21 protein-coding genes and 1 pseudogene are annotated in these 23,598 nt (G+C 73.1%); 14 read left to right on the top strand and 8 right to left on the bottom strand.

Annotation, left to right across the window (positions count from 1 at the left end):
* Window positions 1-91: 91 nt before the first annotated feature.
* Window positions 92-676: a cadmium resistance transporter gene (locus F9B16_RS25845; RefSeq protein ID WP_151542720.1), complete on the bottom strand. Its 585-nt coding sequence runs from the start codon at window positions 674-676 to the stop codon at window positions 92-94.
* A gap of 120 nt (window positions 677-796) precedes the next feature.
* Here F9B16_RS25845 and F9B16_RS25840 point away from each other — a divergent pair, with 120 nt between their 5' ends.
* Window positions 797-1,474 carry a DUF4328 domain-containing protein gene (locus F9B16_RS25840; protein WP_151542719.1) on the top strand — a complete coding sequence of 226 codons (678 nt, stop codon included), beginning with the start codon at window positions 797-799 and terminating at the stop codon, window positions 1,472-1,474.
* On the opposite strand, the gene coaA is transcribed toward F9B16_RS25840, so the two are convergent.
* Window positions 1,460-2,401, bottom strand: a complete 942-nt coding sequence (gene coaA / locus F9B16_RS25835) for a type I pantothenate kinase (protein ID WP_151542718.1) — start codon at window positions 2,399-2,401, stop codon at window positions 1,460-1,462. The two genes, F9B16_RS25840 and coaA, sit on opposite strands and share 15 nt — an antisense overlap.
* Window positions 2,402-2,525: 124 nt before the next feature.
* Between coaA and glmS the strand changes: the two genes are divergently transcribed.
* On the top strand, window positions 2,526-4,385 hold the full coding sequence (glmS, locus tag F9B16_RS25830; RefSeq protein WP_151542717.1) for a glutamine--fructose-6-phosphate transaminase (isomerizing): 1,860 nt from the start codon (window positions 2,526-2,528) through the stop codon (window positions 4,383-4,385).
* 124 nt (window positions 4,386-4,509) lie between these two features.
* Here glmS and F9B16_RS54190 read toward each other — a convergent pair whose 3' ends face one another.
* From F9B16_RS54190 to F9B16_RS25815, 3 genes are all read right to left on the bottom strand, one after another.
* Complete coding sequence (locus F9B16_RS54190; RefSeq protein ID WP_151542716.1) at window positions 4,510-4,716, bottom strand: DUF397 domain-containing protein; 207 nt, start codon at window positions 4,714-4,716, stop codon at window positions 4,510-4,512.
* A gap of 196 nt (window positions 4,717-4,912) precedes the next feature.
* The gene (locus F9B16_RS25820; RefSeq protein WP_151542715.1) at window positions 4,913-5,155 is read right to left on the bottom strand and encodes a DUF397 domain-containing protein; all 243 of its coding nucleotides are present in this window, start codon (window positions 5,153-5,155) and stop codon (window positions 4,913-4,915) included.
* Between the two features lie 58 nt (window positions 5,156-5,213).
* Window positions 5,214-6,077, bottom strand: a complete 864-nt coding sequence (locus tag F9B16_RS25815) for a helix-turn-helix domain-containing protein (RefSeq protein WP_151542714.1) — start codon at window positions 6,075-6,077, stop codon at window positions 5,214-5,216.
* Between the two features lie 330 nt (window positions 6,078-6,407).
* On the opposite strand from F9B16_RS25815, the gene F9B16_RS25810 reads away from it, so the two are divergent.
* The 8 genes from F9B16_RS25810 to tsaD all read left to right on the top strand — a co-directional run bounded on the left by F9B16_RS25810 (window position 6,408) and on the right by tsaD (window position 14,751).
* Window positions 6,408-7,880 carry an NAD(P)H-hydrate dehydratase gene (locus tag F9B16_RS25810; RefSeq protein ID WP_151542713.1) on the top strand — a complete coding sequence of 491 codons (1,473 nt, stop codon included), beginning with the start codon at window positions 6,408-6,410 and terminating at the stop codon, window positions 7,878-7,880.
* A gap of 189 nt (window positions 7,881-8,069) precedes the next feature.
* Window positions 8,070-9,197 (top strand): alanine racemase, encoded by a 1,128-nt coding sequence (alr, locus tag F9B16_RS25805; RefSeq protein ID WP_151542712.1) that lies wholly within the window; start codon window positions 8,070-8,072, stop codon window positions 9,195-9,197.
* Window positions 9,198-9,199: 2 nt separating this feature from the next.
* Window positions 9,200-10,282, top strand: a complete 1,083-nt coding sequence (locus tag F9B16_RS25800; protein WP_151542711.1) for an alpha/beta fold hydrolase — start codon at window positions 9,200-9,202, stop codon at window positions 10,280-10,282.
* Window positions 10,283-10,287: 5 nt separating this feature from the next.
* Window positions 10,288-10,749: a tRNA (adenosine(37)-N6)-threonylcarbamoyltransferase complex ATPase subunit type 1 TsaE gene (tsaE, locus tag F9B16_RS25795; RefSeq protein ID WP_151542735.1), complete on the top strand. Its 462-nt coding sequence runs from the start codon at window positions 10,288-10,290 to the stop codon at window positions 10,747-10,749.
* 134 nt (window positions 10,750-10,883) lie between these two features.
* The gene (locus tag F9B16_RS25790; RefSeq protein WP_151542710.1) at window positions 10,884-12,413 is read left to right on the top strand and encodes a hypothetical protein; all 1,530 of its coding nucleotides are present in this window, start codon (window positions 10,884-10,886) and stop codon (window positions 12,411-12,413) included.
* A 126-nt stretch (window positions 12,414-12,539) separates the two neighbouring features.
* On the top strand, window positions 12,540-13,220 hold the full coding sequence (tsaB, locus tag F9B16_RS25785; protein ID WP_151542709.1) for a tRNA (adenosine(37)-N6)-threonylcarbamoyltransferase complex dimerization subunit type 1 TsaB: 681 nt from the start codon (window positions 12,540-12,542) through the stop codon (window positions 13,218-13,220).
* 5 nt (window positions 13,221-13,225) lie between these two features.
* Complete coding sequence (rimI, locus tag F9B16_RS25780; RefSeq protein ID WP_151542734.1) at window positions 13,226-13,717, top strand: ribosomal protein S18-alanine N-acetyltransferase; 492 nt, start codon at window positions 13,226-13,228, stop codon at window positions 13,715-13,717.
* The gene (tsaD, locus tag F9B16_RS25775) at window positions 13,717-14,751 is read left to right on the top strand and encodes a tRNA (adenosine(37)-N6)-threonylcarbamoyltransferase complex transferase subunit TsaD (RefSeq protein WP_225991942.1); all 1,035 of its coding nucleotides are present in this window, start codon (window positions 13,717-13,719) and stop codon (window positions 14,749-14,751) included. Before rimI ends, tsaD begins: the two co-directional genes overlap by 1 nt.
* A gap of 166 nt (window positions 14,752-14,917) precedes the next feature.
* Here tsaD and F9B16_RS25770 read toward each other — a convergent pair whose 3' ends face one another.
* The 3 genes from F9B16_RS25770 to F9B16_RS53695 form a co-directional block, all read right to left on the bottom strand.
* Window positions 14,918-15,871 (bottom strand): phosphotransferase family protein, encoded by a 954-nt coding sequence (locus F9B16_RS25770; protein WP_151542708.1) that lies wholly within the window; start codon window positions 15,869-15,871, stop codon window positions 14,918-14,920.
* A gap of 265 nt (window positions 15,872-16,136) precedes the next feature.
* Window positions 16,137-17,786 carry an apolipoprotein A1/A4/E domain-containing protein gene (locus F9B16_RS53700; RefSeq protein ID WP_151542707.1) on the bottom strand — a complete coding sequence of 550 codons (1,650 nt, stop codon included), beginning with the start codon at window positions 17,784-17,786 and terminating at the stop codon, window positions 16,137-16,139.
* Between the two features lie 611 nt (window positions 17,787-18,397).
* Window positions 18,398-19,729, bottom strand: a complete 1,332-nt coding sequence (locus tag F9B16_RS53695) for a class I SAM-dependent methyltransferase (protein WP_151542706.1) — start codon at window positions 19,727-19,729, stop codon at window positions 18,398-18,400.
* 264 nt (window positions 19,730-19,993) lie between these two features.
* On the opposite strand from F9B16_RS53695, the gene groES reads away from it, so the two are divergent.
* The 4 genes and pseudogenes from groES to F9B16_RS25740 form a co-directional block, all read left to right on the top strand.
* A complete protein-coding gene (groES, locus tag F9B16_RS25755; protein WP_151542705.1) occupies window positions 19,994-20,302 on the top strand; it encodes a co-chaperone GroES in 309 nt (102 codons plus the stop codon).
* Between the two features lie 87 nt (window positions 20,303-20,389).
* Window positions 20,390-22,015, top strand: coding sequence for a chaperonin GroEL (gene groL, locus F9B16_RS25750; RefSeq protein WP_151542704.1), 1,626 nt, complete (start codon window positions 20,390-20,392; stop codon window positions 22,013-22,015).
* Between the two features lie 522 nt (window positions 22,016-22,537).
* The gene (locus F9B16_RS25745; RefSeq protein WP_151542703.1) at window positions 22,538-23,125 is read left to right on the top strand and encodes a sigma-70 family RNA polymerase sigma factor; all 588 of its coding nucleotides are present in this window, start codon (window positions 22,538-22,540) and stop codon (window positions 23,123-23,125) included.
* A pseudogene (locus tag F9B16_RS25740) lies at window positions 23,122-23,598 on the top strand (hypothetical protein); the annotation flags it as partial. The gene F9B16_RS25745 and the pseudogene F9B16_RS25740, both read left to right, overlap by 4 nt.

Genomic DNA, 23,598 nt, shown 5'->3' with positions numbered 1-23,598 from the left:
GCGGTCCGCCGCGCCGGCCGGCGCGGGGAGGCTCGCCCAACAAGGGACGCTCGCCGTCCCCCGACGGATTACCCGCACGTCACGGCCCCGATCAGAGCCGGGACAGGACGCCGGAGCCGGTGACGATCACTGTGCCGATCGCCATGAAGACGCACGGGACGAGCCAGCGGCCGTAGCGCTCGACGACCTCGATGACCTTCTTGTGGGAGCCGAGCCATGACCCGGCGAGGCACCACAGCGCGACGCCGGCGGCGAACACCGCGACCGTCACGGCCGTCGCGCCGGGGCCGACGGTGCGGAACACGGGCGTGTAGACGGCGATGTTGTCGGCGCCGTTGGCGATCGTGACGGCGGCCACCGCCGCGGTGCCCGACGCCACGGGCGGCGGGTCGTCGTCGCCGGCCCGCAGCGCCCCGACCAGGCCGCGGACGCCGAGCGCGAACGGGACGAGGCCGAGGAGCCCGATCCACGCGTCCGGCACGACGGTCAGGCCCAGCGCCGCGACCACCGAGACCAGGACGAGGACGCCGACGCCCGCGTACTGGCCGGCCCAGATCTGCCGGGCCCGGGGCGCCCCGCCCGTCCGCGCGGTCAGGAAGAGGACGGTCAGGACGATGATGTCGTCGACGTTCGTCCCGGCGAACATCCCGATCGCCGCCCCGATGGTCGCCCCCATGGCGGACGAACCTACCGCTCCGCCGCTCGGCGGAGGTCGTCACCGTGTTGTGATCACCGGGCGCTTCCGCGGAGCGGCGCCATCCGAAAAGATCAAGTTTCGATTTTTGCGGAGGCGACCATGCACACGTTCCCCCACCCACCCGAGATCATCAGGCCTCCGCGCGCCGCGGCGGCCTTCGCGATCGCCGGGCTGGCCGCGAGCGCGGCACTGCTGCTGGTCCTGGCCGGGACCGGCTTATGGACGTTCCTGCTGCTCGACCAGGACGGCGTCACGGCGCGGACCCGTGACCTGTGCGACGGGATCACGCTCGGATCCACCGCCGAGTTCGGGCTGACCCTGCTGACCGCCGTCCCGGTGATCGTCTGGCTCTGGCAGGCGCGCGCGAACGCCGACGTCATCGACCTGCCCGACGGCTGGGGCCGGCCATGGGTGATCTTCGGCTGGCTCGTCCCGATCCTGAACTTCCGGGTCCCGCGCGCGATCGTCGGGTCCGTGTGGCGCACCAGCGCCCCGGACGCGTCGCTCCGGCTGGTCAACGCATGGTGGGCCACATGGGTCGTCTACCTGGTCGGTACGCGGCTCGCGCGGCTCGACCTCACCGGCACGAGCGCGCACATCGCGAACCAGCTCACGCTCTACCTGCCCGTCGCGGCGGACGGGGCCGCGGCCGCCGTCCTCGGCGCGCTCGTGGTGCGGCGCCTCACCCGCGCCCAGGAGGCCCAGGCCGTCCGCCTGGCCGAGGCCGCTCGCCGGCCGCCGGTGGCGCCGGGGCCCGTGGTGTCAGATCCGGCGTAGCCGGACGCGCTGGACGGCGTGGTCGCGGTCCTTGTGCAGGACGAGGGTGGCGCGGGCGCGGGTCGGCAGGATGTTGGACACGAGGTTGATCTCGTTGACGTCCCGCCAGACCCGCTTGGCGAACGCGGCGGTCTCGTCCTCGTCCAGCTCGTGCGCGTACTTGTGGAAGTAGGAGCGCGGGTCGGTGAACGCGGTGCGGCGCAGCGCGAACAGCCGCTCGACGTACCACTGCATGATGTCCTCGACCCGGGCGTCCACGTAGATGGAGAAGTCGAAGAAGTCGGACACGCCGAGGGTGCCGGGCGGCGGGGCCTGCAGCACGTTCAGCCCCTCGACGATCAGGATGTCGGGCCGCCGGACGGTCTGCGTCGCGTCCGGGACGATGTCGTACTCCAGATGCGAGTAGACCGGGATGTCCGCCGACGCCGCCCCCGCCTTGATCGACGAGACGAACCGGACCAGCGCGCGGCGGTCGTAGGACTCGGGGAAACCCTTCCTTTCCATGATCCCGCGCTCGGTAAGGATCGCGTTCGGATACAGGAAACTGTCGGTCGTGACGAGCTCCACGCTCGGATGCTCCGGCCAGCGGGCCAGCAGGGTGCGCAGCAGCCGCGACGTGGTGGACTTGCCGACCGCGACGCTGCCGGCGACGCCGATGATGAACGGGGTGGGGGCGACCTCGCCGCCGAGGAAGCCGCTGACGGTGTCGCGCAGCCGCCCGTCGGACTGGAAGAACAGGTTCAGCAGCCGCGACAGCGGCAGGTAGACCTCCTCGACCTCGGTGATGTCGATCGGGTCCCGCAGGCCGCGCAGGGCGTCCAGCTCACCGGGGGTGAGGGGCAGCGGGGTGTTCTCGCGCAGGGCCCGCCAGGCCTCGCGGGAGAGTTCCACGTAAGGGGTCGGCACGCTGTCCCATCCGCTCGTCATGGGCTGAACGGTAATCGTTCGTTCAGGCCGGTCTCCGGGTTTTCACCGGGCGTCCAACCTAGCGCCACCCGTCTACGCCCCTTGCAGGTAGGTCCGGTGGGGCGCACCGAATAGAGTGGCCGCCATGTGCGGAATCGTGGGGTACGTAGGCGGCCGGCCCGCGCTCGACGTCGTGGTCGACGGGCTGGCGAGGCTGGAGTACCGCGGCTACGACTCGGCCGGGGTGGCCGTGCTGGCCGACGGGCGGCTGGCGACGGCGAAGCGGGCGGGCAAGCTGGTGAACCTGCGGGAGGCGCTCGCGGAGGAGCCGCCGCCCGCCGGGACGCTCGGCATGGGGCACACGCGGTGGGCGACGCACGGCGCGCCGAACGACCGGAACGCGCACCCGCACACCGACTGCACCGGCTCCGTCGCGGTGATCCACAACGGGATCATCGAGAACTTCGCCGAGCTGCGCGCGGAGCTGGAGGACGGCGGCCACAAGCTGAAGTCCGACACCGACACCGAGGCCGTCGCGCACCTGCTGGAGGACGAGCTCGCCGCGGTGGACGGCAACGCCCGGGACGGCCTCGCGGAGGCGATGCGCCGGGTGTGCCGCCGGCTGGAGGGCGCGTTCACGCTGGTCGCGGTGCACGGCGGCGACGACGACCTGGTGGTCGGGGCGCGCCGGAACTCGCCGCTGGTGGTCGGGGTCGGGCAGGGCGAGAACTTCCTCGCCAGCGACGTCGCGGCGTTCATCGAGCACACCCGGGACGCGATCGAGCTCGGCCAGGACCAGGTCGTGGAGCTGCGGTCGGGCGGGGTGACGGTCACCGACTTCGAGGGCCGTCCCGCCGAGGTGAAGGAGTACCACGTCGACTGGGACGTGTCGGCCGCGGAGAAGGGCGGCTACGACTACTTCATGCTCAAGGAGATCGCCGAGCAGCCGCGCGCCGTGGCCGACACGCTGCTCGGCCGGATCGGCGCCGACGGCCGGCTGCACCTGGACGAGATGCGCATCTCGGACCGGGAGCTCCGCGAGGTCGACAAGATCATCATTGTGGCGTGCGGCACCTCGTACCACGCCGGGCTGATCGCCAAGTACGCGATCGAGCACTGGGCGGGGCTGCCCTGCGAGGTGGAGCTGGCCAGCGAGTTCCGCTACCGGGACTCGATCCTGTCGCCGACGACGCTGGTCATCGCGATCTCCCAGTCCGGGGAGACGATGGACGCGCTGATGGCCGTCCGGCACGCCCGCGAGCAGCGGGCCAAGCTGCTCGGCATCTGCAACGTCAACGGCTCGACGCTGCCGCGCGAGTGCGACGGCGTCCTCTACACGCACGCCGGACCGGAGATCGCGGTCGCCTCGACCAAGGCGTTCCTGACCCAGCTCGTCGCGGTGTACCTGATCGCCCTCTACATCGCGCAGGTGCGCGGCACCAAGTGGGGCGACGAGGTGTTCGCGATGGTGCAGCTGCTGGAGCGGATGCCGGAGAAGGTCGACAAGGTCCTGGAGACGATGGAGCCGGTCCGCGAGCTGGCCCGGTCCCTCGCGGACGAGCGGTGCGTGCTGTTCCTCGGCCGGCACGTGGGCTTCCCGGTGGCGCTGGAGGGCGCGCTGAAGCTCAAGGAGCTGGCGTACATGCACGCCGAGGGGTTCGCGGCGGGCGAGCTGAAGCACGGCCCGATCGCGCTGATCGAGCAGGGCCTCCCGGTCGTGGTGGTGGTGCCGCCGCGCGCGCGGGACGTCCTGCACGACAAGATCGTCTCGAACATCCAGGAGATCCGCGCCCGCGGCGCCCGCACCATCGTGATCGCCGAGGAGGGCGACGCGTCGGTGGAGCCGTACGCGGACACGCTGATCAGCGTCCCGGCCGTCCCGACGCTGCTGCAGCCGCTGGTGACGACCGTCCCGCTGCAGGTGTTCGCCTGCGAGCTGGCGACCGCGAAGGGCCACGACGTCGACCAGCCCCGCAACCTCGCGAAGTCCGTCACCGTCGAGTGACCCCACACCCCAGGGCGGAGGAGATCACCACCTCCTCCGCCCTTTTGTGTGCGCGCCCGCCGGCGGGGGACGGGGCGAACGCGCTATTCTCAGCCGTTTCTGAGAATCTCAGTAAATGCAAGTTTCAGTGCAAGTCGAAGGCTCCTCGCCGGGCGGCCGCGACGAACCGCCGCCATTCCCCCGGAGCGAACTCCAAGCACGTATCGTCGGCCGCTCCGTCGCGGACGGAGACGATTCCGTCGTCGTGCCCGGCCACCTCGACACAGGTTGTGCTCGCCCCGCAGCGGGTGCTCTTCCTCCAGCGCTGGGGTGGTGCGGCATGGAAACTCATCCTGGCTCCCGAATCGGAGACGCATTCTGCTCACGGCGGCGCTGCCGATGCCAGGAACAAGGTAACAAGAGCTGCCGGAAATGCCGATGATCAATGGGGGTGCCGGTACCGCTGCGGCGGGTGGGGCGCAAGAGCGGCCCGCCCCGGCGGACGCCGGCGCGGGCCCTCGGTCACCGCTTCACCCGCAGATCCCGGGTCAGCGGTCCAGATCGAACCGGCCGGCCTTGGCGGCGGACGCGAACGCCCGCCACTCGGCGGCCGAGAACGTCAGCACGGGCCCGGTGTCGCCATCGAAGGCGTCCCGTGCGGCGACCGCGCCGCCGCGCAGGCTCCCGATTTCGACGCAGGCACCGTTGCCCGCGCAGCGCGCGCTCTTCCGCCAGCCGGTCACGCCTTTTCCGGGCGCGCCGTCGGCGGGCGCGATGATGTCAGGCGACATTTCGAACGAGGACACGTGTTGGCCTTTCCTGGTATATGCACCGCCATGGTGGGCGGCGCTATCGCCAGACGGCCCGTGCTCGCGCAATGAATTCGATGGACTCGGCGCTGTCGAGAGCGACCCGGGCCATTCCCTCGAAGGCGAGCCGATACATGTGCGTGATCTTCTCGTCGATGAACTGGCTGACGGTGAGACTTTCCGTGTGGACGATGTCCGGAAAGACGACGTCGTGCACCGGGTCGAACTCCAGCAACTGGAACGACGCCTCCATCAGAGGATGGGCGACCCCCAGCCGCAGGACGCGCAGAGTCACGTTCGGCAGTTCCGCGACCGAGCGGAGATGGTCGAGCTGCGCTCGCATCACCGCGTGGTCGCCGACGAGGCGCTGCAGCACGGACTCGTCCAGCAGGACGGTGTATTCGACAGGTTCTGCTCTGTGCAGGATTCCCTGGCGACGCATCCGCACCTCGACCCTGCGGTCGATCTCCCGCGGCGGGACGGTGTCGAAAAGATGCAGCCCGGAGATCGTCGCGCGCGCGTACGCCTCGGTTTGCAGGAGACCCGGAACGATGTAGGTCTCCCATTGCGTGATCTTGTTCGCTTCGTCTTCCAGTGCGATCAGTGCGGAGTAGCCGCCGGGAAGCTCCCGGTATCCCTCCCACCAGCCCTTCTCCGCGGCATCGTGTGCAAGGGCGATCAGCTCGGATCGGTGGGATTCGGCGATATCGTAGAGGTCGATGAGCGCGTGGATGTCGTCGATCTTCGCGCCGGTACGCGCGTTCTCCAGCCGGCTCACCTTGGCGGTCGACCAGGCCAGCCGCTCGGCGACATCGTCTCCGGTGAGTCCCTTCTGTTCCCTGAGCCGCCGGAGTTCGGCGGCGAGCCGGCGCTGCCGGACGGTCGGGCCTCGGAACGGGCTCATGTCCCCGGACGCACCGCGAGACGCGACCACCGTTTCCGACCCCCTTCTCGTCCGGGGAGCGGCCCCGTCGCAGTGTGCCGCATCGGGGCCGTCCGGCGCTGCACGTTGGCTGATCATTTTACGGGTTTTTCCGCGCTCGCGCCGCACTGCAACTTCCGTGAAATCACACGCTAACCCACCTTTCGTACAGCGCACCATGAACCGGGCCCCGAGCGGGCGTCCGCGCCATTGCGGCGCCGATTGCACAACGGCTCCGGCCGGTTACGGGAGGGCGGGGCGTGGCAGGGTAAGGCTTGTGATCGTCGGGACGGCGCGCAAGGGGAGCAGCGGATGAGGTACGCGCACGAGGTCGGCAAGGTCCGGGCGGCGGAGCGGGCGCTCATGGCGCGGCTGCCCGACGGCGCGCTGATGCAGCGCGCCGCCGCCGGGCTCGCGTCCGTCTGCGCCCGCGTCCTGCCCGCCGTCTACGGGGCCCGCGTCGTGCTGCTGGTGGGCGGCGGCGACAACGGCGGCGACGCCCTGTACGCGGGCGCCCGGCTGGCGCGGCGCGGCGCGCGGGTGCGCGCCGTCCAGGCCGGCTCCAAGATCCACGAAGGCGGGCTCGCCGCGCTGCGCGACGCCGGCGGCCGGCTCCTCGACGGCGACCCCGCCGAAGCGATCGCGGGCGCCGACCTCATCGTGGACGGCCTCACCGGCATCGGCGGTACCGGCGCGCTCCGCGACCCGCACGCGCGCCTCGCCGCCCTCGCCTCCGAGGCGACCGGGATCGTCGTCGCCTGCGACGTCCCGAGCGGCGTCGACGCCGGCACCGGACGCGTCGAGGGCGAGGCCGTCCACGCCGACATCACCGTCACCTTCGGCACCCACAAGCCCGGCCTGCTCATCGACCCCGGCGCCGCCCGCTGCGGCGTCGTCGAACTCGTCGACATCGGCCTCGGCGACGACCTGCCCGACCCCGACGTCGTCGCCGCCCGGCCCGCCGACGTCCGCCCGCCCGAGCCCGGCCCCGAGTCCGACAAGTACCGGCGCGGCGTCGTCGGCATCCTCGCCGGCGGCGACGAGTTCACCGGCGCGGCCGTCCTCAGCACCGGCGGCGCCGTGCACGGCGGCGCCGGGATGGTCCGCTTCGCCTCCGTCGCGCACCCCGTCGAGCTCGTCCGGCAGCGCTGGCCGGAGGTCGTCACCACCGTGATCGAGCCCGGCCCGCACGACCCGAAGGTCCTCGAACGCGTCGGCCGCGTCCAGGCGTGGGTCGCCGGGCCCGGCCTCGGCACCGGCGACGCCGCCGAGTCGCTGCTGGCGGCCGTCCTGGCCACCGACCTGCCCGTCCTCGTCGACGCCGACGGCCTCACCGTCCTCGCCCGCCGCCGCGACCTGCTGCTGCGCCCCGCGCCGACCGTCCTCACCCCGCACGCGGGCGAGCTGTCCCGGCTCCTCGGCGTCCCTCGCGAGGACATCGAGGCCCGCCGGCTGGAGCACGCCCGCCGCGCCGCCGCGGAACTGTCCGCGACCGTCCTGCTCAAGGGCTCGACGACGCTGGTCGCCGAGCAGGACCGGCCCGTCCGCGTGAACCCGACCGGCACCCCGCGGCTCGCCACCGCCGGCACCGGCGACGTCCTGTCCGGCCTGATCGGCGCCCTGCTCGCCGGCGGGATGTCCGCCCTGGACGCGGCCGCCTCCGGCGCCTACCTGCACGGTCTCGCCGCCCGCCTCGCCTCCGCCCCCCACCCGTCCGCCGCCGACGCCCCCATCAGCGCCTACGACGTCATCACCGCCCTCCCCGAAGCCTTCCGTAGCGTTTAGCGCGAGCCGGTCAGCGGTCAGATAGCGCGGTCGCGTGGTGGCGGGGGTCTCCGCGGCCTCGGACGTTGAACCCGGTGCGGACGGGGTGCGTCAAATCGGGCAAAGGGCCCACGGCGGTGGGCCCACCGGGGGACGGGGCCTGTCCGGGATGCTTCGGGCACGGCCTCGGGAACGGCACACTGGGTAACCATGAGGGTTCCTGCGGAGGCGCGCGTCGATCTGGACGCCATTGCCGGGAACGTCGGGCTGCTGCGCGAGAAGGCGGGCGGCGCCGAGGTGATGGCGATGGTGAAGGCCGAGGCGTACGGGCACGGCCTGGTGGAGGCGGGGCGCGCGGCGCTGGCCGGCGGCGCGACGTGGCTCGGCGTGGCGAAGCTGGCGGAGGCGCTGGCGCTGCGGGACGCGGGCGTGGACGTCCGGACGCTGGTGTGCCTGGGCGTGCCCGGCGAGCCGTACGAGCAGGCCGTGGCGCGCGACGTCGACGTCACCGTGGGCGCGCTGTGGCTGGTGGACGAGCTGGTCCACGCGGCGGAGAAGGCGGGGCGCCCGGCGCGGGTGCATCTGAAGGCCGACACGGGCATGACGCGGGGCGGCGCGCGCGGGCAGGACTGGCACGACCTGGTGGACGCGGCGCTGAAGGCGGAGGCGGCCGGGCATCTGCGGGTGGTGGGGGCGATGTCGCACTTCGCCTGCGCGGACGAGCCGGGCCATCCGTCGATCGGCACCCAGATCGGGGCGTTCACCGAGATGGTGGAGCACGCGGAGAAGGCGGGCGCGCAGCTGGAGGTCCGGCATCTGGCGAACTCGGCGGCAGCGCTGACGCTGCCGGAGGCGCGCTTCGACGTCGTCCGGCCGGGCATCGCGACGTACGGGCTCACGCCGGTGCCGTCGCTCGGTACCTTCGGACTGCGGCCCGCGATGACGCTGGTCGCGGACGCGGCGCTGGTCAAGCGGGTCCCGGCGGGCAGCGGCGTGTCCTACGGGCACACGTACTTCACGGCGCGGGAGACGAACCTCGCGGTGGTGCCCGCCGGGTACGGGGACGGCATCCCGCGGCACGGGTCGAACGTGCTGGAGGTCCTCGCGGCCGGGCGCCGCCGGACGATCGCCGGGCGGGTCTGCATGGACCAGTTCGTCATCGACCTCGGCGACGACGAGCTGGCGGCGGGGGAGGAGATCGTGCTGTTCGGGCCGGGCGACCGGGGCGAGCCGACCGCGCAGGAGTGGGCGGACGCGCTCGGCACGATCTCGTATGAGATCGTCACCCGCATCGGGGCCCGGGTGCCGAGGACGTACCGGGGGCGGCAGGGGGCGTGAGCATGGACGCTAGGAGCAGGCGGCGGATCGGCGTCGCCGGGGTCGTCGCGGGCGTCGGCGCGGCCGGGGTCGGCGCGGCGGTGGGCCTGCGGCATCTGGCGGTGGGCCGGGTGCGGCTGCGTCCCGACCCGGACGCGGGCGAGCCGTTCGGCGAGCTGCGCGGCCGGGAGCTGACCGTCCGCGCCTCCGACGGCCTGGAGCTGCACGCCGAGGTGGACGGCCCGGACGACGCGGGCCTCACGGTCGTGTTCTGCCACGGCTACTGCCTGAACCGCGACTCGTGGCACTACCAGCGCCGTGACCTGCGGGGACGGCTGCGGACGGTGTTCTGGGACCAGCGCAGCCACGGCCGGTCGGGGCGCAGCGACCCGGCGAGCGCGACGATCGAGCAGACCGGCGAGGACCTGTACGCGGTGCTGGAGGCGACGGCTCCGCGGGGGCCGGTGGTCCTCGTCGGGCACTCGATGGGCGGCATGTCGATCATGGCGCTGGCGGACGCGCACCCGGAGCTGTTCGGGCCGCGGGTCGTCGGCGTCGCGCTGGTGAACACCTCGTGCGGCGATCTGGCGGAGATGACGCTGGGGCTGCCGCTGCTGCTGGCGAAGGCCGTCCGGCCGCTGGCGCCGCGGACGCTGCGGGGCCTCGGGCGGCGCGCCGACCTGGTGGACCGGGCCCGCGGGCTGGGCGCCGACCTGGCGTTCGTCGTGACGCGGAAGATGGCGTTCGCCGACAAGCACGTCAGCCCGACGGTGGTGGACTTCCTGGAGCAGATGATCAGGGCGACCCCGATCGACGTGATCGCGGAGTTCTATCCGGCGCTGATGGTGCACGACAAGCTGGACGCGCTGGAGACGCTGGGCCGGGTGCCGGCGCTGGTGCTGGTGGGCGGCCGGGACCGGCTGACCCCGCCGGAGCACGGCCGCCGCATCGCGGCGGCGCTGCCGGACGCCGAGTTGGTAGAGGTGGAGGAGGCCGGGCACGTGCTGCCGCTGGAGTACCCGGGCGTGGTCACCGGCGGGCTGCGCCGGCTGGTCGAGCGCGTCCGTCCCGGCTGCGAGAAGGACGAGGAGGAGCGCACGGCGTGAACGCCATGACGGTGACCGTCCCGACCGACCGGGACATGCGCGAGCTGGGGGTCCGGCTGGCCGGGCTGCTGCGGGCCGGGGACCTGCTGGTGATGACGGGTCGGCTCGGCGCGGGCAAGACGACGCTGACGCAGGGGATCGGGGAGGGCCTGAAGGTCCGCGGCCCGATCACCTCGCCGACGTTCGTGATCGCGCGGGTGCATCCGTCGCTGGCGGGCGGGCCGCCGCTGGTGCACGTGGACGCCTACCGGCTGGGCGGTTTCGCCGAGTTGGACGATCTCGATCTCGACGCCTCGGTGGCGGAATCGGTGACGATCGTGGAATGGGGAGAAGGGCTCGCGGAGGGCCTCGCGGACGACCGGCTGGAAGTGATCATTTCGCGCGGGGACGGGCCGGGCGAGACGCGGGAAGTAAGGATCGAAGGCGTGGGTGATCGCTGGCGCGACCTGCCCGCCGACCTGGACTGAGAAGGATCGGAGATCTTCTCCGAATTTCGTAAGTGCCTCCGGACCACTTTGCTGTGAGATGTCGTACTCTTTGCCGGAACGAACCTCACCTTCGCGACATATCAGAGATTTCCTCACAGCAGGAGTGGGATCCGGTGAGTGGCAGCCATCGCAGCGGCGAGAACCGCACGGGGGACGGCGAGTACGGGCCGTACCCGGGACAGGACGGCCGCCGTGCCTCGGGCACGGGCGGCCACCAGGCGAGCGCCGGGGGCTACGAGAGCGGCTCCGGCGGCTACCCGACCGCGCCCGGCTCCGGCGGCGTACCCTCGTCCGAAGGCGGAGGCCAGGCGTCCGGCGGCTACTCCACGGGCGGCTACCCGACCGGTAGCTACTCCACCGGCCAGTACTCCACCGGCGGATACCCGACCGGCGGCTACTCCACCGGCGGGTACCCCGTGCAAGACGGCGGCCAGTCCGGCGAGAGCGGCCGCTACTCGACCGGCGGCTACCCGGCGCAGGGCGCCGGTTCGCCGTCCGAAAGCGGACGGTACTCGACCGCGAGCGGTGCGTACTCGTCCGAAAGTGGCCGCTACCCCTCCGGCGGCTCCCCTTCCGGCGGCTCCCCTTCCGGTGGCTCCCCTTCCGGCGGCTACCCGTCCGAGAGCGGGAGCTACCCGATCGGCGACTACCGGACGGGCGGCAGCTACGAGACCGGGACCGGCAGCGGCAACTACCCGGCCGACAGCGGCGGCTACTCCCGGCGGGACCGGTACGAGTCCGACAGCGGCGACTACCGGTTCGGCAGCGGCGACCACCGCTCGGAGGGCGCCGGCCGGCGCTCGGGCAGCGGCGGCTACGCGTCCGGCAGCGGCGGCTACGCGTCGGAGAGCGGCGGCTACGGGTCGGGGAGCGGGGGATACCCGTCCGGCAGCGGCGGCCACCGGACGGGCAGCGGCGGTTACCGGGCCGGCAGCGGCAGCCACCGGGTCGCCCGCGAACGCCGCGGCGGCCGGCGCGGCGCGATCTTCCTGGCCGCGGGCGGCGCCGTGGCGGCCTGCGCCCTCGCCGTGTTCGTCATCCTGCACGGCGTCGGCGGCGGATCCGAGCACGGGACCGGCCAGGCCGTCGGCAGCGGCGCCGCCGACAGCTCCCCGACCGCCAGCGGCGAGCGCACCGAGGTGCCCGACTCCTGCTCCGTCGTGGGCGGCGACCTGATCAACCGGCTCGCCCCCGGCGCCGAGCAGAACCCGGCCGACAACTACCAGAACAACGAGCAGCAGAACGGCTGCGTCTGGGGCGCCTACGCGGGCGACAACAAGCGCCAGCTCACCGTCGAGCTGCGCGCGATCGCCGGGACCGCCTCGCAGACCCCGACCGCCGTCGCGCAGAGCACCATCGCCTCCGAGCGCGGCGCCGACGAGTCCGGCAAGTCGCTGCTCGCCGGCCAGGAGCTGACCGAGAAGAGCGCCCTCCAGGGCGTCGGCGACGAGGGCTACCTGGTCTACAGCGTCGACAAGGGGCAGGGCTCCGGCGAGGCGATCACCAACGTGCGGCTCGCGAACGTCCTGGTCACGATCCACTACTCCGGCTCCGACGGCGGCGACCCGCTGTCGTCCAAGGACGCCGGCGACGGCGCCACCGAGGCGGCCAAGACCGTCCTGCAGGCGCTCGACAAGGCCTGACCACCGGCCGCGCCCCGCCCCCGCCCGGCCTCGCCCCGCCCCCGCCCGGCCTCCCCTGCCCCCTGAGTCGGCCCCATCCCAGATGAGGCACCGTGCAGGGCGGAGTCTGGACTAGGCTTACAACCCGTGCTGGTCTTGGCTTTCGACACCGCGACCGCCGCGATCACGGTGGCGCTTCATGAGTGGATCCCCGGCGAGGGCGCGCGGCGCCGCGGCCACGCCGAGGCCGTCGACCGGCGCCGGCACACCGAGCTGCTCACCCCCTCCATCAAGGCGGTGCTGGCGGAGGCCGGCGCGGCCCCCGACACCCTCAGCGCGATCGCCGTCGGCGTCGGCCCCGGCCCGTACACGGGCCTGCGGGTCGGGCTGGTCACGGCCCGCGCCATGGGCGCGTCCCTGGGCGTCCCGGTGCACGGCGTCTGCACCCTCGACGCCATCGCCTGGGCCTCCGGACGCGACGAGCCGTTCGCCGTCGCCACGGACGCCCGCCGCAAGGAGGTGTACTGGGCGCGGTACGCCTCGTCGCGCGCGCGCGGAACCGAGCCCGCCGTCGGCCCCGCCGCCGACGTCCTGGACGGCGCGCCGGAAGGGCTCCCCGTCATCGGCGAGGGCGCCGCCCTGTACCCGGAGGTGCTCGGGGAGTCCGGGCACGAGCCGCTGCTGCCCACCGCGTCCGCCGTCGCGGAGCTCGCCGTCGCGCGCCTCGCCGGCGAGAAGGGCCCCGACCTCCTCCCGCCCGAACCGCTCTACCTGCGCAGGCCCGACGCCCAGGAGCCCGGCCCGCGCAAGAAGGTGACGCCCCGGTGACCGGCATGGCGACCGGCGTCGTGCTCCGCGGGATGACCCCGAAGGACCTCGCGGACGTCCACCTGCTGGAGCAGACGCTGTTCCCCGACGACGCGTGGAGCCCGCAGATGCTCGCCGACGAGCTCGCCGGGCAGCCCGGCACCCGCCACTACGTCGTCGCCGAGGAGCCCGGCGGCGACATCGTCGGCTACGCGGGGCTCGCCGCCGCGGGCGGCCAGGCCGACGTGCAGACGATCGGCGTCCGCGCCGACCGCCGCGGCGCCGGGATCGGCGCGGCGCTGCTCACCGAGCTGATCGACGAGGCGTCCCGGCGCAACGCCGAGGCGGTCTTCCTGGAGGTCCGCGCCGACAACCCGGCCGCGCGCCGGCTCTACGAGCGGTTCGGGTTCTTCGAGGTCGGCGTCCGCAAGCGCTACTACCAGCCCGCCGACGTGGACGCGGTCGTGATGTGCCGCCGCCTGGAGCGCCGCCCGGTGGGCTTCACCAGGGGGAACTGATGATCCGCGAAGAGCCGCTCGTCCTCGGCATCGAGACCTCGTGCGACGAGACGGGCGTCGGCGTCGTCCGCGGGCACACGCTGCTCGCCGACGCGATCGCCTCCAGCGTCGAGCAGCACGCCCGGTTCGGCGGCGTCGTGCCCGAGGTCGCGTCCCGCGCGCACCTGGAGGCGATGGGCCCGACCGTCGAACGGGCGCTGAACGAGGCGGGCGTGGCGTTCACCGACATCGACGCGTTCGCCGTCACCGCCGGCCCCGGGCTGCCCGGCGCGCTGATGGTCGGCGTCGCCGCGGCCAAGGCGTACGCGCTGTCGCTCGGCAAGCCGCTGTACGGCGTCAACCACCTCGCCGCGCACGTCTGCGTCGACCAGCTGGAGCACGGGCCGCTGCCGAAGCCGTGCGTCGCGATGCTGGTGTCCGGCGGGCACTCCTCGCTGCTGCTGGTCCCGGACGTGGCGGGCGACGTCCGCTCGCTCGGCAGCACCGTCGACGATGCGGCGGGTGAAGCGTTCGACAAGGTCGCGCGGGTCCTCGGCCTCGGCTTCCCCGGCGGCCCGGTGATCGACCGGATGGCCCGCGAGGGCGACCCCGCCGCGATCGCGTTCCCGCGCGGCAAGTACAACGACGGCACCTACGACTTCTCGTTCTCCGGCCTGAAGACGGCCGTGGCCCGCTGGGTGGAGGCGAAGGAGCGCGCGGGCGAGGCCGTGCCGGTCGCCGACGTCGCCGCGTCCTTCCAGGAGGCCGTCGTGGACGTCCTCACCCAGAAGGCCCTCAAGGTCTGCAAGGACAACGGCGTGCACGACCTGCTGATCGGCGGCGGCGTCGCGGCGAACTCCCGGCTGCGGGCCCTGGCCGCCGAGCGCTGCGAGGCCGCCGGCGTCCGGCTGCGCGTGCCGCGCCCGAAGCTGTGCACCGACAACGGCGCGATGGTCGCCGCGCTCGGCTCCGAACTCGTCGCCGCCGGCCTCGACCCGTCCGACCTGGACCTCCCCGCCGACTCCAGCCTCCCCATCGAGTCCATCACGCTGTAGTCATTGCAGCACCCTCGGCGTCAGGCGCCAGGGCGCCTTCCTTCAAGGGGCACTGCGGCGCTCGCTGCATCGCTCCGACTCGCCCTGGGGGGCTCGCTGCGCGATCGAGTTCTCGCAGGCTCGAACTCGGCTTCGCTCGCGATCGCAACGCCGCGGCCGGGGTTGGTCAGCAGCGGCCGAGCAGGTCGTCGAGGTAGTCCTCGAAGAGGGGGACCTTGGCCTCGTCGACGATGCGGCCGTCGTCCTCGGGGAGCAGGTCGAGCAGGCAGCGGACGTCCCAGTACGGGTGGTGCTCGTGGCCGCCGGAGACCTGGTCGAACGCGGCGAGGAAGCGGTCGGCGACGGGCACGCCGTAGCGGAGCGCGAGGCCGCGGCGCATCCGGGCGACGTCGACGGCGACCGGCCCGGACGAGGCGTCCGACCAGTCGACGACGCCGGTCAGCTTGCCGTAGGACCACAGCGTGTTGTCGGGGTGGTAGTCGCGGTGGACGAACCGGGCGGGCGCCTCGGGGGCGGGCCCGGCGGCGACCTCGAAGGCGCGTTCCCACAGCTGCGGGCGGAGCGCGTGCTTGGGCGGGAGCCGCTGGTCGAGCCGGTTGTACGGGACGTACGGCGGCATCGTGGACGCGCCGTTCAGCGCGTGTACCGGCAGCAGGGCGGCGGCCAACTGGATGAGGTACTCGGGCAGGTCGTCGGGGGACGGGCGGGGCGGGTGCCCGACCAGTCGGGTGATCAGCAGCGCGGGGACGTCGCAGTGCGCGCCGGACGGGTCGGCGGCGACGAGCCCGGGGGTCGGGATCTCGCAGCCGGCGAGCAGCGCGAGCGCGGCGATCTCGCGTTCGGGGGAGAACTCGGTGTCGCCGTAGGAGCGGCGGCCGGGGCCCGCGTCGAGGCCGCTGTCGCGGCCGGTCCAGCGGCGCAGCACGAGCCGGTGCGCGCTGCCGGACGGCGTCTCGACGACGAGCGCGTGGTTGGCGTGCGCGGTGCCGCCGGGCAGCGGCCGCACCATCCGCACCTCGGCGCCCGTGCCGAGGCAGCCCTCGACCCAGCGCAGGGTGGCGTGGCCGGGTGGGGCGCCGGTCGGCAGGCAGGGAGCCGGTGTGCGAGTCACGAGATCCATGAAAACGGATTCCGAAGGGTATTGGGAGTGATTTTGCGAAGACGGAACGTAACAAAATGCACGTCATCGCGGGGTCTTGGCGGAGGCTCTCCGGTCATCGCGCCGGTTACCGGGACAAACTCAATGGATCCAGTTGGGTATCCGGAGCGTGCGGTGCCGAGCGGCGGCAGGGGCGGCGGGAGCGGGGGCGGAGGCGGCACGGGCGCAGGGTGGGGCCGCGCCGCGACCCCACCCGCCCCGCTTCCCCGGAGCCCGCGCCCCGCCGCTAGTCCTTGCCGTCCCGGCGCGGGCGCAGCAGCGCCTCCGCCAGCGCCAGCATCGTCTCCTCCAGGGTGGACAGCCGCTTCAGCACGTCCTCGTGCACCGCGTTGACCTGCTTGGACACATCGTCGTGGACGCCGTCGACCTTCCGGCCGACCTCGTCCTCCACGCGGGAGAACCGCTTGGCGAACTCGGCCTGCACCGCCTCGGCCCGGCGCGTCACCTCGTCCTGCACCCCGTCCACCCGGCGGCCGAACTCCTCCTGCGCGCCGCCGACCTGCCGGGCCACGTCCTCCTGCATCCCGGCGACCTGCTTGGCGACGCCCTCGTGGATGGCGCCGACCTGCCGGCTGACGTCCTCGTGGATGTCCCCGATCCGCTTGCCGAAGTCGTCGTGCACCCCGCTGACCTGCCGCGCCACCTCGCTGTGCACGGACTCGACCTGCTTGGTGACGTCGGTGTGCACCGACTCCACCCGGCGGGACACGAGGTCGATCTGCGCGGTGAACTCCTCCAGCGCCACGTCGACGCGCTTGGCGACCTCCTCGTGGATGCCCTCGATCCGCTTGCTGACGTCCTCGTGCACGTCCTCGAACCGGCGGGAGAACTCGTCCATGCGCCTGGCGACGTCGCTGTAGGCCGTCTCGGCGATCTGCGACATCGTGGCCTTGACCTCGTCGCGGTCCGGCCGGGCGCGCAGCTCCTCGATCAGCGGGTCGACCGCGTCGGCCAGGTGCTTCTCCAGCGCGTCGAACCGGTCGCTGTGGTCCACCGGCGGCCGCCGCGCCAGCTCGCCCAGCACCCGGTGCATCTCGGCGATCTCCAGCGTGGCCGGGAGCCGGCCGATCCGCTCGCCCACGCCGTCGATGCGGCCCTCGATGCTCTCGAACCGGCCGTCCAGGCCCTCCAGCTTGCCCGACAGGCCCTCGAGGCGCCCGTCGACCCCGTCCAGCCGGCCGTCCAGCCCGTCGAGGCGGCCGCCGACGCCCTCGACCCGGCCGTTGACCGCCTCAAGACCCTGCTCCATCCGCTCGGCCATCTCGCCGAGCGCCTGGTCGACCCGCGCCGTGACGCCGTTGATCGAGTGCTCCAGCCGCTCGGACCGGTGCCCGAGCTCGGCCAGCGACTTGTCCAGCCGGTTGAAGCGGACGGACGCGGCCTCCATGCTGCCCTGGAGCTTGTCCAGCCGCTTGGTCATCTCCTCCATGCGCTGCGACGCCTGCTGGGTGGCGTCGGTGATGTGCTGCGCGGAGTCGAGGACGGCCTGGATGCGGGTCAGGCCCTCGTCGACGTTCTCGGCGACGACGCCGACGTCGGCCCACAGCGCCGGCAGCTCGGCGACCGGCTTGACCCGCTCGCCGAGGCCGTCGATGTGCTCGGCCAGCCCCTCGGCCCATTCGGGGGGCTTGCCGACCAGCTCGTCGACCTGGCCCCGCACGCTGTCGAGCTGCCCGGTCAGCCCGCTGAGCTCGCGCTCGCGGACCTCGCGGAGCAGCCACTCCATACCCTCCAGCCGCTGGCGGATCTCGTCCAGGACCTGACCCTGTGAGCGCTGTTCATAGACGTGGTCCTGCGCCGCACGGGCGAGCAACTCCCGCATCCGATCCGAGACCGGTTGACCCCCCGTCTGCAGGAAGTTGTGATTCGTTTCCACCCGATGCTCCTTCGTGTGCCGGACGCGTCGAAATGGCGCACGGCAATGAATCGTGAAGTCGCCACTGTAGTGCGTGTGAAGCGCCGCTATAACGGGTAGCAGGGAACGTCGCGGGTTCTGCAGAATGCGCCTGTTATCCCGATGGTTCGAATTGACGATGATCACCGTCCATAAGGTGATTTCTGTGATTCGAGGGATCTGGGGCGATTGTGGCGGTCGGTTCCGTCGCCGGGCCGGCGCCCGGACGCCGCCGGAGCCCCCGCGGCGGGGACTCTGTCCGTACATCTCGTCCAACATCGGCAGTTCACGAGCCGGCCCTCCGGCGCGGCGCCTCGGCGGCCGGGGGCTTCTCCGGCCGCGCTCCCGCCCGGCGCGCCGCCATTCCGGGCCGGCATTCGTGGGAGGCCGGAACCCGATCGCTGAACCTGCCTTGGTGTTTCGCCGCCCGTTGATCTCGCCGCGCCGATTCACCGGCCGCCGCGCCCGCCTTGGCGGGCACCCGGAATCCCTGGTGAACGCAATGCCGGAAAGCGCGAATGATTTGCACGGCCATGGTGCGTCGCGCGGACGTCCTTGGCGTTGCGGCGCCGCGCGGAAGATCTTTGGACCGTTTAACGGGCGCGGTCCGCCGTGGGCGGGTCGGCGTCCGCCTCACCCCGCCGCCCGGGGCGCGGGACGGGGCGGGCGAGCAGGGCGACCGGGTCCCGGCCGACCCGCGTCACCACCACCGTGGTCTCGGCGGCGCCGAACCCGGCCCGCCGCCCGCCGAAGCCGAGGTCGCGGCGGAGCCGGTCCACGTCGACCGCCGACCCCCGCTTCTTGATCGTCAGCACCCCGGTCCCGAGGCGCCGCAGCTCGGCCTTGAGCCGCTTCACCGAGAACGGCAGCACCCCGTCGATCTCGTAGGCGGACGCGAACGGCGTCGGGCGCAGCTCGTCGGACGTGACGTAGGCGATGTGCGGGTCCGCCAGCCCGCCGCCGACCAGGTCCGCGACCTCCGCGACGAGATGCGCCCGGATCACGGCCCCGTCCGGTTCGTAGAGGTAGCGGCCCCAGGGGCGGACGTCCGGGTCGCCCAGCCCGCCGGGCACCAGCGTGACCGCCTCCCCGCCGTGCCCGCGCTGGCCGTCCGGTTCGCCGCCCGGTTCGCCGCCCGGTTCGCCGGACGCGCCGCCGGACGGCAGGAGGGTTGCGCGGCGTCCGACGTCACCGGCGAGATCGCCGAGCCACAGCGCGGCCTCCTTCACGTCGCCGGCGACCGACACCCACTCCGCCTCCGCGCCTTCCGGCACGGCCTCGTGCGGGATGCCGGGCGCGACCTTCACGCACGCGGCCGGTGCCCGTCCGGCGAGCCCGAGGACGGCGTCGAGCGGCGGCTCGTAGGAGCGCGGGTCGAAGACGCGGCCCCGTGCCGTCCGGCGTCCGGGATCGGCGAACACGGCGGCGTATCCGTCCGGGTCCTCCTCCAGGGCGTCGCCTACGCGCACGCGCGCGAGGTCGTCCAACCCGAACGCCGTCACGTTCGCTTTCGCCACCTCGGCCGTTAGTGGATCGCGTTCGGCGCCGTCGCCCGTCAGACCCATCCGTGAACGCGCCATAAGGTCGGCACCGATGCCGCACCCCAGTTCCAGTACACGCGCGCCCGCAGAAAGCCCCGAGGCGAAGCGCCGCGCGCGATGCGCCGCCACGCTCGCACGCGTCGACTGCTCCAAGCCCGCCTGGGTGAAGTACATGCGGCTCGCGTCAGAACCGAATTTCGTCTCGCCACGCCGCCGCAACCGCACCTGCGTCAGCGCCGCCGCCACCAGGTCCGCCCCGTACCGCTCGCGCAGCCGCGACGCCGTCCCCAGCAACCCGGCCTCCGAGATGTCCGCTTCGCCCGCCTCCGCGAGAAGTGCCTGGCCGGCGGGGGTGAGCAGCTCCCGGAACGACGCGATGTCCATGCCTGGACCGTACCGACCGCGGCGCGCCGGTGATCCGCGGGTGAACGGGCGGGAACGGCGCGGGCCGTGCCTCCGTGTCCGTGTTGACGGGCCAACGGGCACGGCATAGTCTCACTGACTGGCACTCTCCCCGCGAGAGTGCCAACACAGCGACAAGGTCGGTCTGGCACCCGCGACGACAGGCCGGTCCAGGGTCGCCTCTCTGTCACATGTGCCGGCGGCCGGCCATGGCCGCCGAGGACCAATCGAAGGGGAGGTCAGATCGTGACGACCGCCACCAAGGTTGTTCTCAAGCCGCTCGAGGACCGCATCGTCGTCCAGCCGCTTGAGGCCGAGACCACCACCGCCTCCGGCCTGGTGATCCCGGACACCGCCAAGGAGAAGCCGCAGGAGGGCACCGTCCTGGCCGTCGGCCCGGGCCGCGTCGACGACAAGGGCGACCGCGTCCCCGTCGACGTCAAGGTCGGCGAGGTCGTGCTCTACAGCAAGTACGGCGGCACCGAGGTCAAGTACAACGGCGAGGACTACCTCGTCCTCTCGGCCCGCGACGTGCTCGCGGTCATCGAGAAGTAATCACCGAGACGTGATGCGCCCGCCCCGGCCCGCGCCGCCCACCGGCGGGGCGGCCGGGGCGGATCGCGTGACATAGGAGACAACCCCATGGCGAAGATCCTGGAGTTCGAGGAGGACGCTCGCCGGGCTCTTGAGCGCGGCGTCAACGCTCTCGCGGACGCCGTCAAGGTGACGATCGGCCCGCGCGGCCGCAACGTCGTCATCGACAAGAAGTTCGGCGCGCCGACCATCACCAACGACGGCGTCACCATCGCCCGCGAGGTGGAGCTGGAGGACCCCTACGAGAACCTCGGGGCCCAGCTCGCCAAGGAAGTGGCGACCAAGACCAACGACATCGCGGGCGACGGCACCACCACGGCGACCGTCCTCGCCCAGGCCCTGGTCCGCGAGGGCATCCGCAACGTGGCCGCCGGCGCCTCGCCGCTCGGCCTCAAGCGCGGCATCGACGCGGCCGCCCAGTACGTGTCCGACCAGCTCCTGAAGTCGGCCCGCGAGGTCGACGAGAAGGGCGAGATCGCGCACGTCGCCACCATCTCCGCCCAGGACGCGCAGATCGGCGAGCTGATCGCCGAGGCGTTCGACAAGGTCGGCAAGGACGGCGTCATCACCGTCGAGGAGGCCCACACCATGGGCCTCGAGCTGGAGTTCACCGAGGGCCTCCAGTTCGACAAGGGCTACCTGTCGCCGCACATGGTCACCGACCCCGAGCGCATGGAGGCCGTCCTGGAGGACGCCTACGTGCTCATCGTGGACGGCAAGATCTCCAACGTGCAGGAGTTCCTGCCGCTGGCGGAGAAGGTCGCGCAGACCAAGAAGCCGCTGCTGGTCGTCGCCGAGGACGTCGAGGGCGAGGCCCTCGCGCTGCTCGTCGCCAACAAGATCCGCGGCACCTTCACCTCCGTCGCCGTCAAGGCGCCGGGCTTCGGCGACCGCCGCAAGGCGATGCTGGGCGACATGGCCACCCTCACCGGCGGCCAGGTCGTCAGCGAGGCCATCGGCCTCAAGCTCGACTCGATCGGGCTCGAGGACCTCGGCCGCGCCCGCCGCATCACCGTCACCAAGGACGCCACCACCATCGTCGACGGTGAGGGCTCCGCGGACGAGATCACCGCGCGGGTCAACCAGATCAAGGTCGAGATCGAGAACTCCGACTCCGACTGGGACCGCGAGAAGCTGCAGGAGCGCCTGGCCAAGCTGGCCGGCGGGGTCTGCGTGCTGCGCGTCGGCGCCGCCACCGAGGTGGAGCTGAAGGAGAAGAAGCACCGCCTGGAGGACGCCATCTCGGCGACCCGCGCGGCGATCGAGGAGGGCATCGTGTCCGGCGGCGGCAGCGCGCTGGTGCACGTGGCCAAGGAGGGCTTCGACACCCTCGGCCTGTCCGGCGACGAGGCCACCGGCGCGGACGCGGTGCGCCGCGCGCTGGTCGAGCCGCTGCGCTGGATCTCCGAGAACGCCGGCCAGGAGGGCTACGTCGTCGTCTCCAAGGTCCAGGACCTGCAGGCCGGCCACGGCTACAACGCCGCCACCGGCGAGTACGGCGACCTGATCGCCCAGGGCGTCATCGACCCGGTCAAGGTGACCCGTTCCGCCGTCACCAACGCCGCGTCGATCGCGGGCATGCTGCTCACCACCGAGGCGCTCGTCGTGGACAAGCCCGAGGAGGAGGAGCCGGCGGCCGGCGGCCACGGGCACGGCCACGGTCACGGCCACTGATCATCCGGTCTCGGCGGGCGAGCGGCTCGCCCGCCGCGGAGATCACCGAGGCCCCCGCCCCTCACCGGGCGGGGGCCTCCGCCGTGGAGACCACCGAGCCCCCCGTCCGACGCCGGGCGGGGGTCGTCGCTGTGGGGATCACCGAGTCCCCCGTCCGACACCGGACGGGGGGCCTTCGCCGTTCCGCCGTTCCGCCGTTCCGCCGTTCCGCCGTTCCGCCGTTCCGCCGTTCCGCAGCTTCGCCGCTTCGCCCTTCTGGCGGCTCGCCGTTCCGCCGATTCCGTGGCTCCGGGAGGACCGGACCGGCACTCTGGGCACTCGGATGACAGCAATGCGTGGTATTTCCGGGGTCGTCCTCGCACTGTGACCATTCCGTTGCCGACGACAGTGGCGACACGCCCGGCGGTGCTGGGCATCATGCTTGACGTGACCGAGGGAAGCTACGCCGGGACCATGACCGCGCGCGCTGTCGAACCCTCGGGGGGACCGGCCCCTCCGCCGCGCCACGACACCGGCCGCCGCATGCGCGTGCTCCGCGCGGCGAACGAGGGCGACGGCGACCTCCGGGAACTCGCCAACCTCGCCGTCCAGGGCGACCCGGGCGCGATCGAGGTGCTCATCGGCGAGGTCCGCCCGATGATCGTGCGCTACTGCCGCGCCCGCCTCGGCCGGGTCTCCGGGCAGTACCACATCGCCGACGACGTGGCCCAGGAGGTCTGCATCGCGGTGCTGTCGGCGCTGCCCCGCTACCGCGACATGGGACGCCCCTTCGCGTCCTTCGTCTTCGGCATCGCCTCGCACAAGATCGCCGACGCGCTGCGCAGCGCGGTCCGCGCGGCCGTGCCCACCGAGGACCTGCCCGACGGCCCGGACGACCGTCCGGGACCCGAGGAGACCGTGGTCCGCTACATCGAGGCGCAGCGCGCCCGCGACCTGCTCACGCGGCTTCCCGACCACCAGCGCGAGCTGGTGCTGCTGCGCGTGGTGGCGGGCCTGTCGGCGGAGGAGACCGGTAATGTGCTGGGCATGTCCGCGGGGGCGGTACGGGTCGCGCAGCACCGGGCCCTGGCCCGGCTCCGCGCGATGGCCAGAGAGGAGTCGATCGCTTGACGGAGCGGAGCCCTGGCGCCCCGGATCCGGTCGGGCCTTCGAACTCCGGCGCGACCCGCGAGCCGGGGAGCCGGCCGCCGGCCCCGGCGGTGACCCTGCTCGCCGACCTCGGCGCGGTGCGCCGTACCGACGCGATCATCGACGCGCTGGCGGCGCGGCGCGCTGCCGGTTCCACCACCCGCCCCGCGGCTGACCGCGCCACCGACCGGATGGCGGCCGACCGCTCGGCGACCGACCGCCCTGCGAGCGACCGTCCGGCGAGTGGCCGTCCGGCGAGTGATCGCCCCGGCCCCGCCGCCGAGGGTTCTGCCGCCGCTGCCGGTGCCGGTGCCGGTGAGTGCGCTCGCGGCGCCGACGGTGACGAGGGCGCGGCCGACCCCGCCGTCCGGCTGCTGCGCGCGCTGATCGCCGACGTCGACGACCAGGGCGCCGGACGCGACGCCGCCGGCCCGCCCGACCCCGGCCCCGGCACG

The organism is Actinomadura montaniterrae (assembly GCF_008923365.1).
Classification (GTDB): domain Bacteria; phylum Actinomycetota; class Actinomycetes; order Streptosporangiales; family Streptosporangiaceae; genus Spirillospora; species Spirillospora montaniterrae.
Note: the sequence above shows the minus strand (reverse complement) of the source record. Positions and strands in the feature narration are given on the sequence as shown.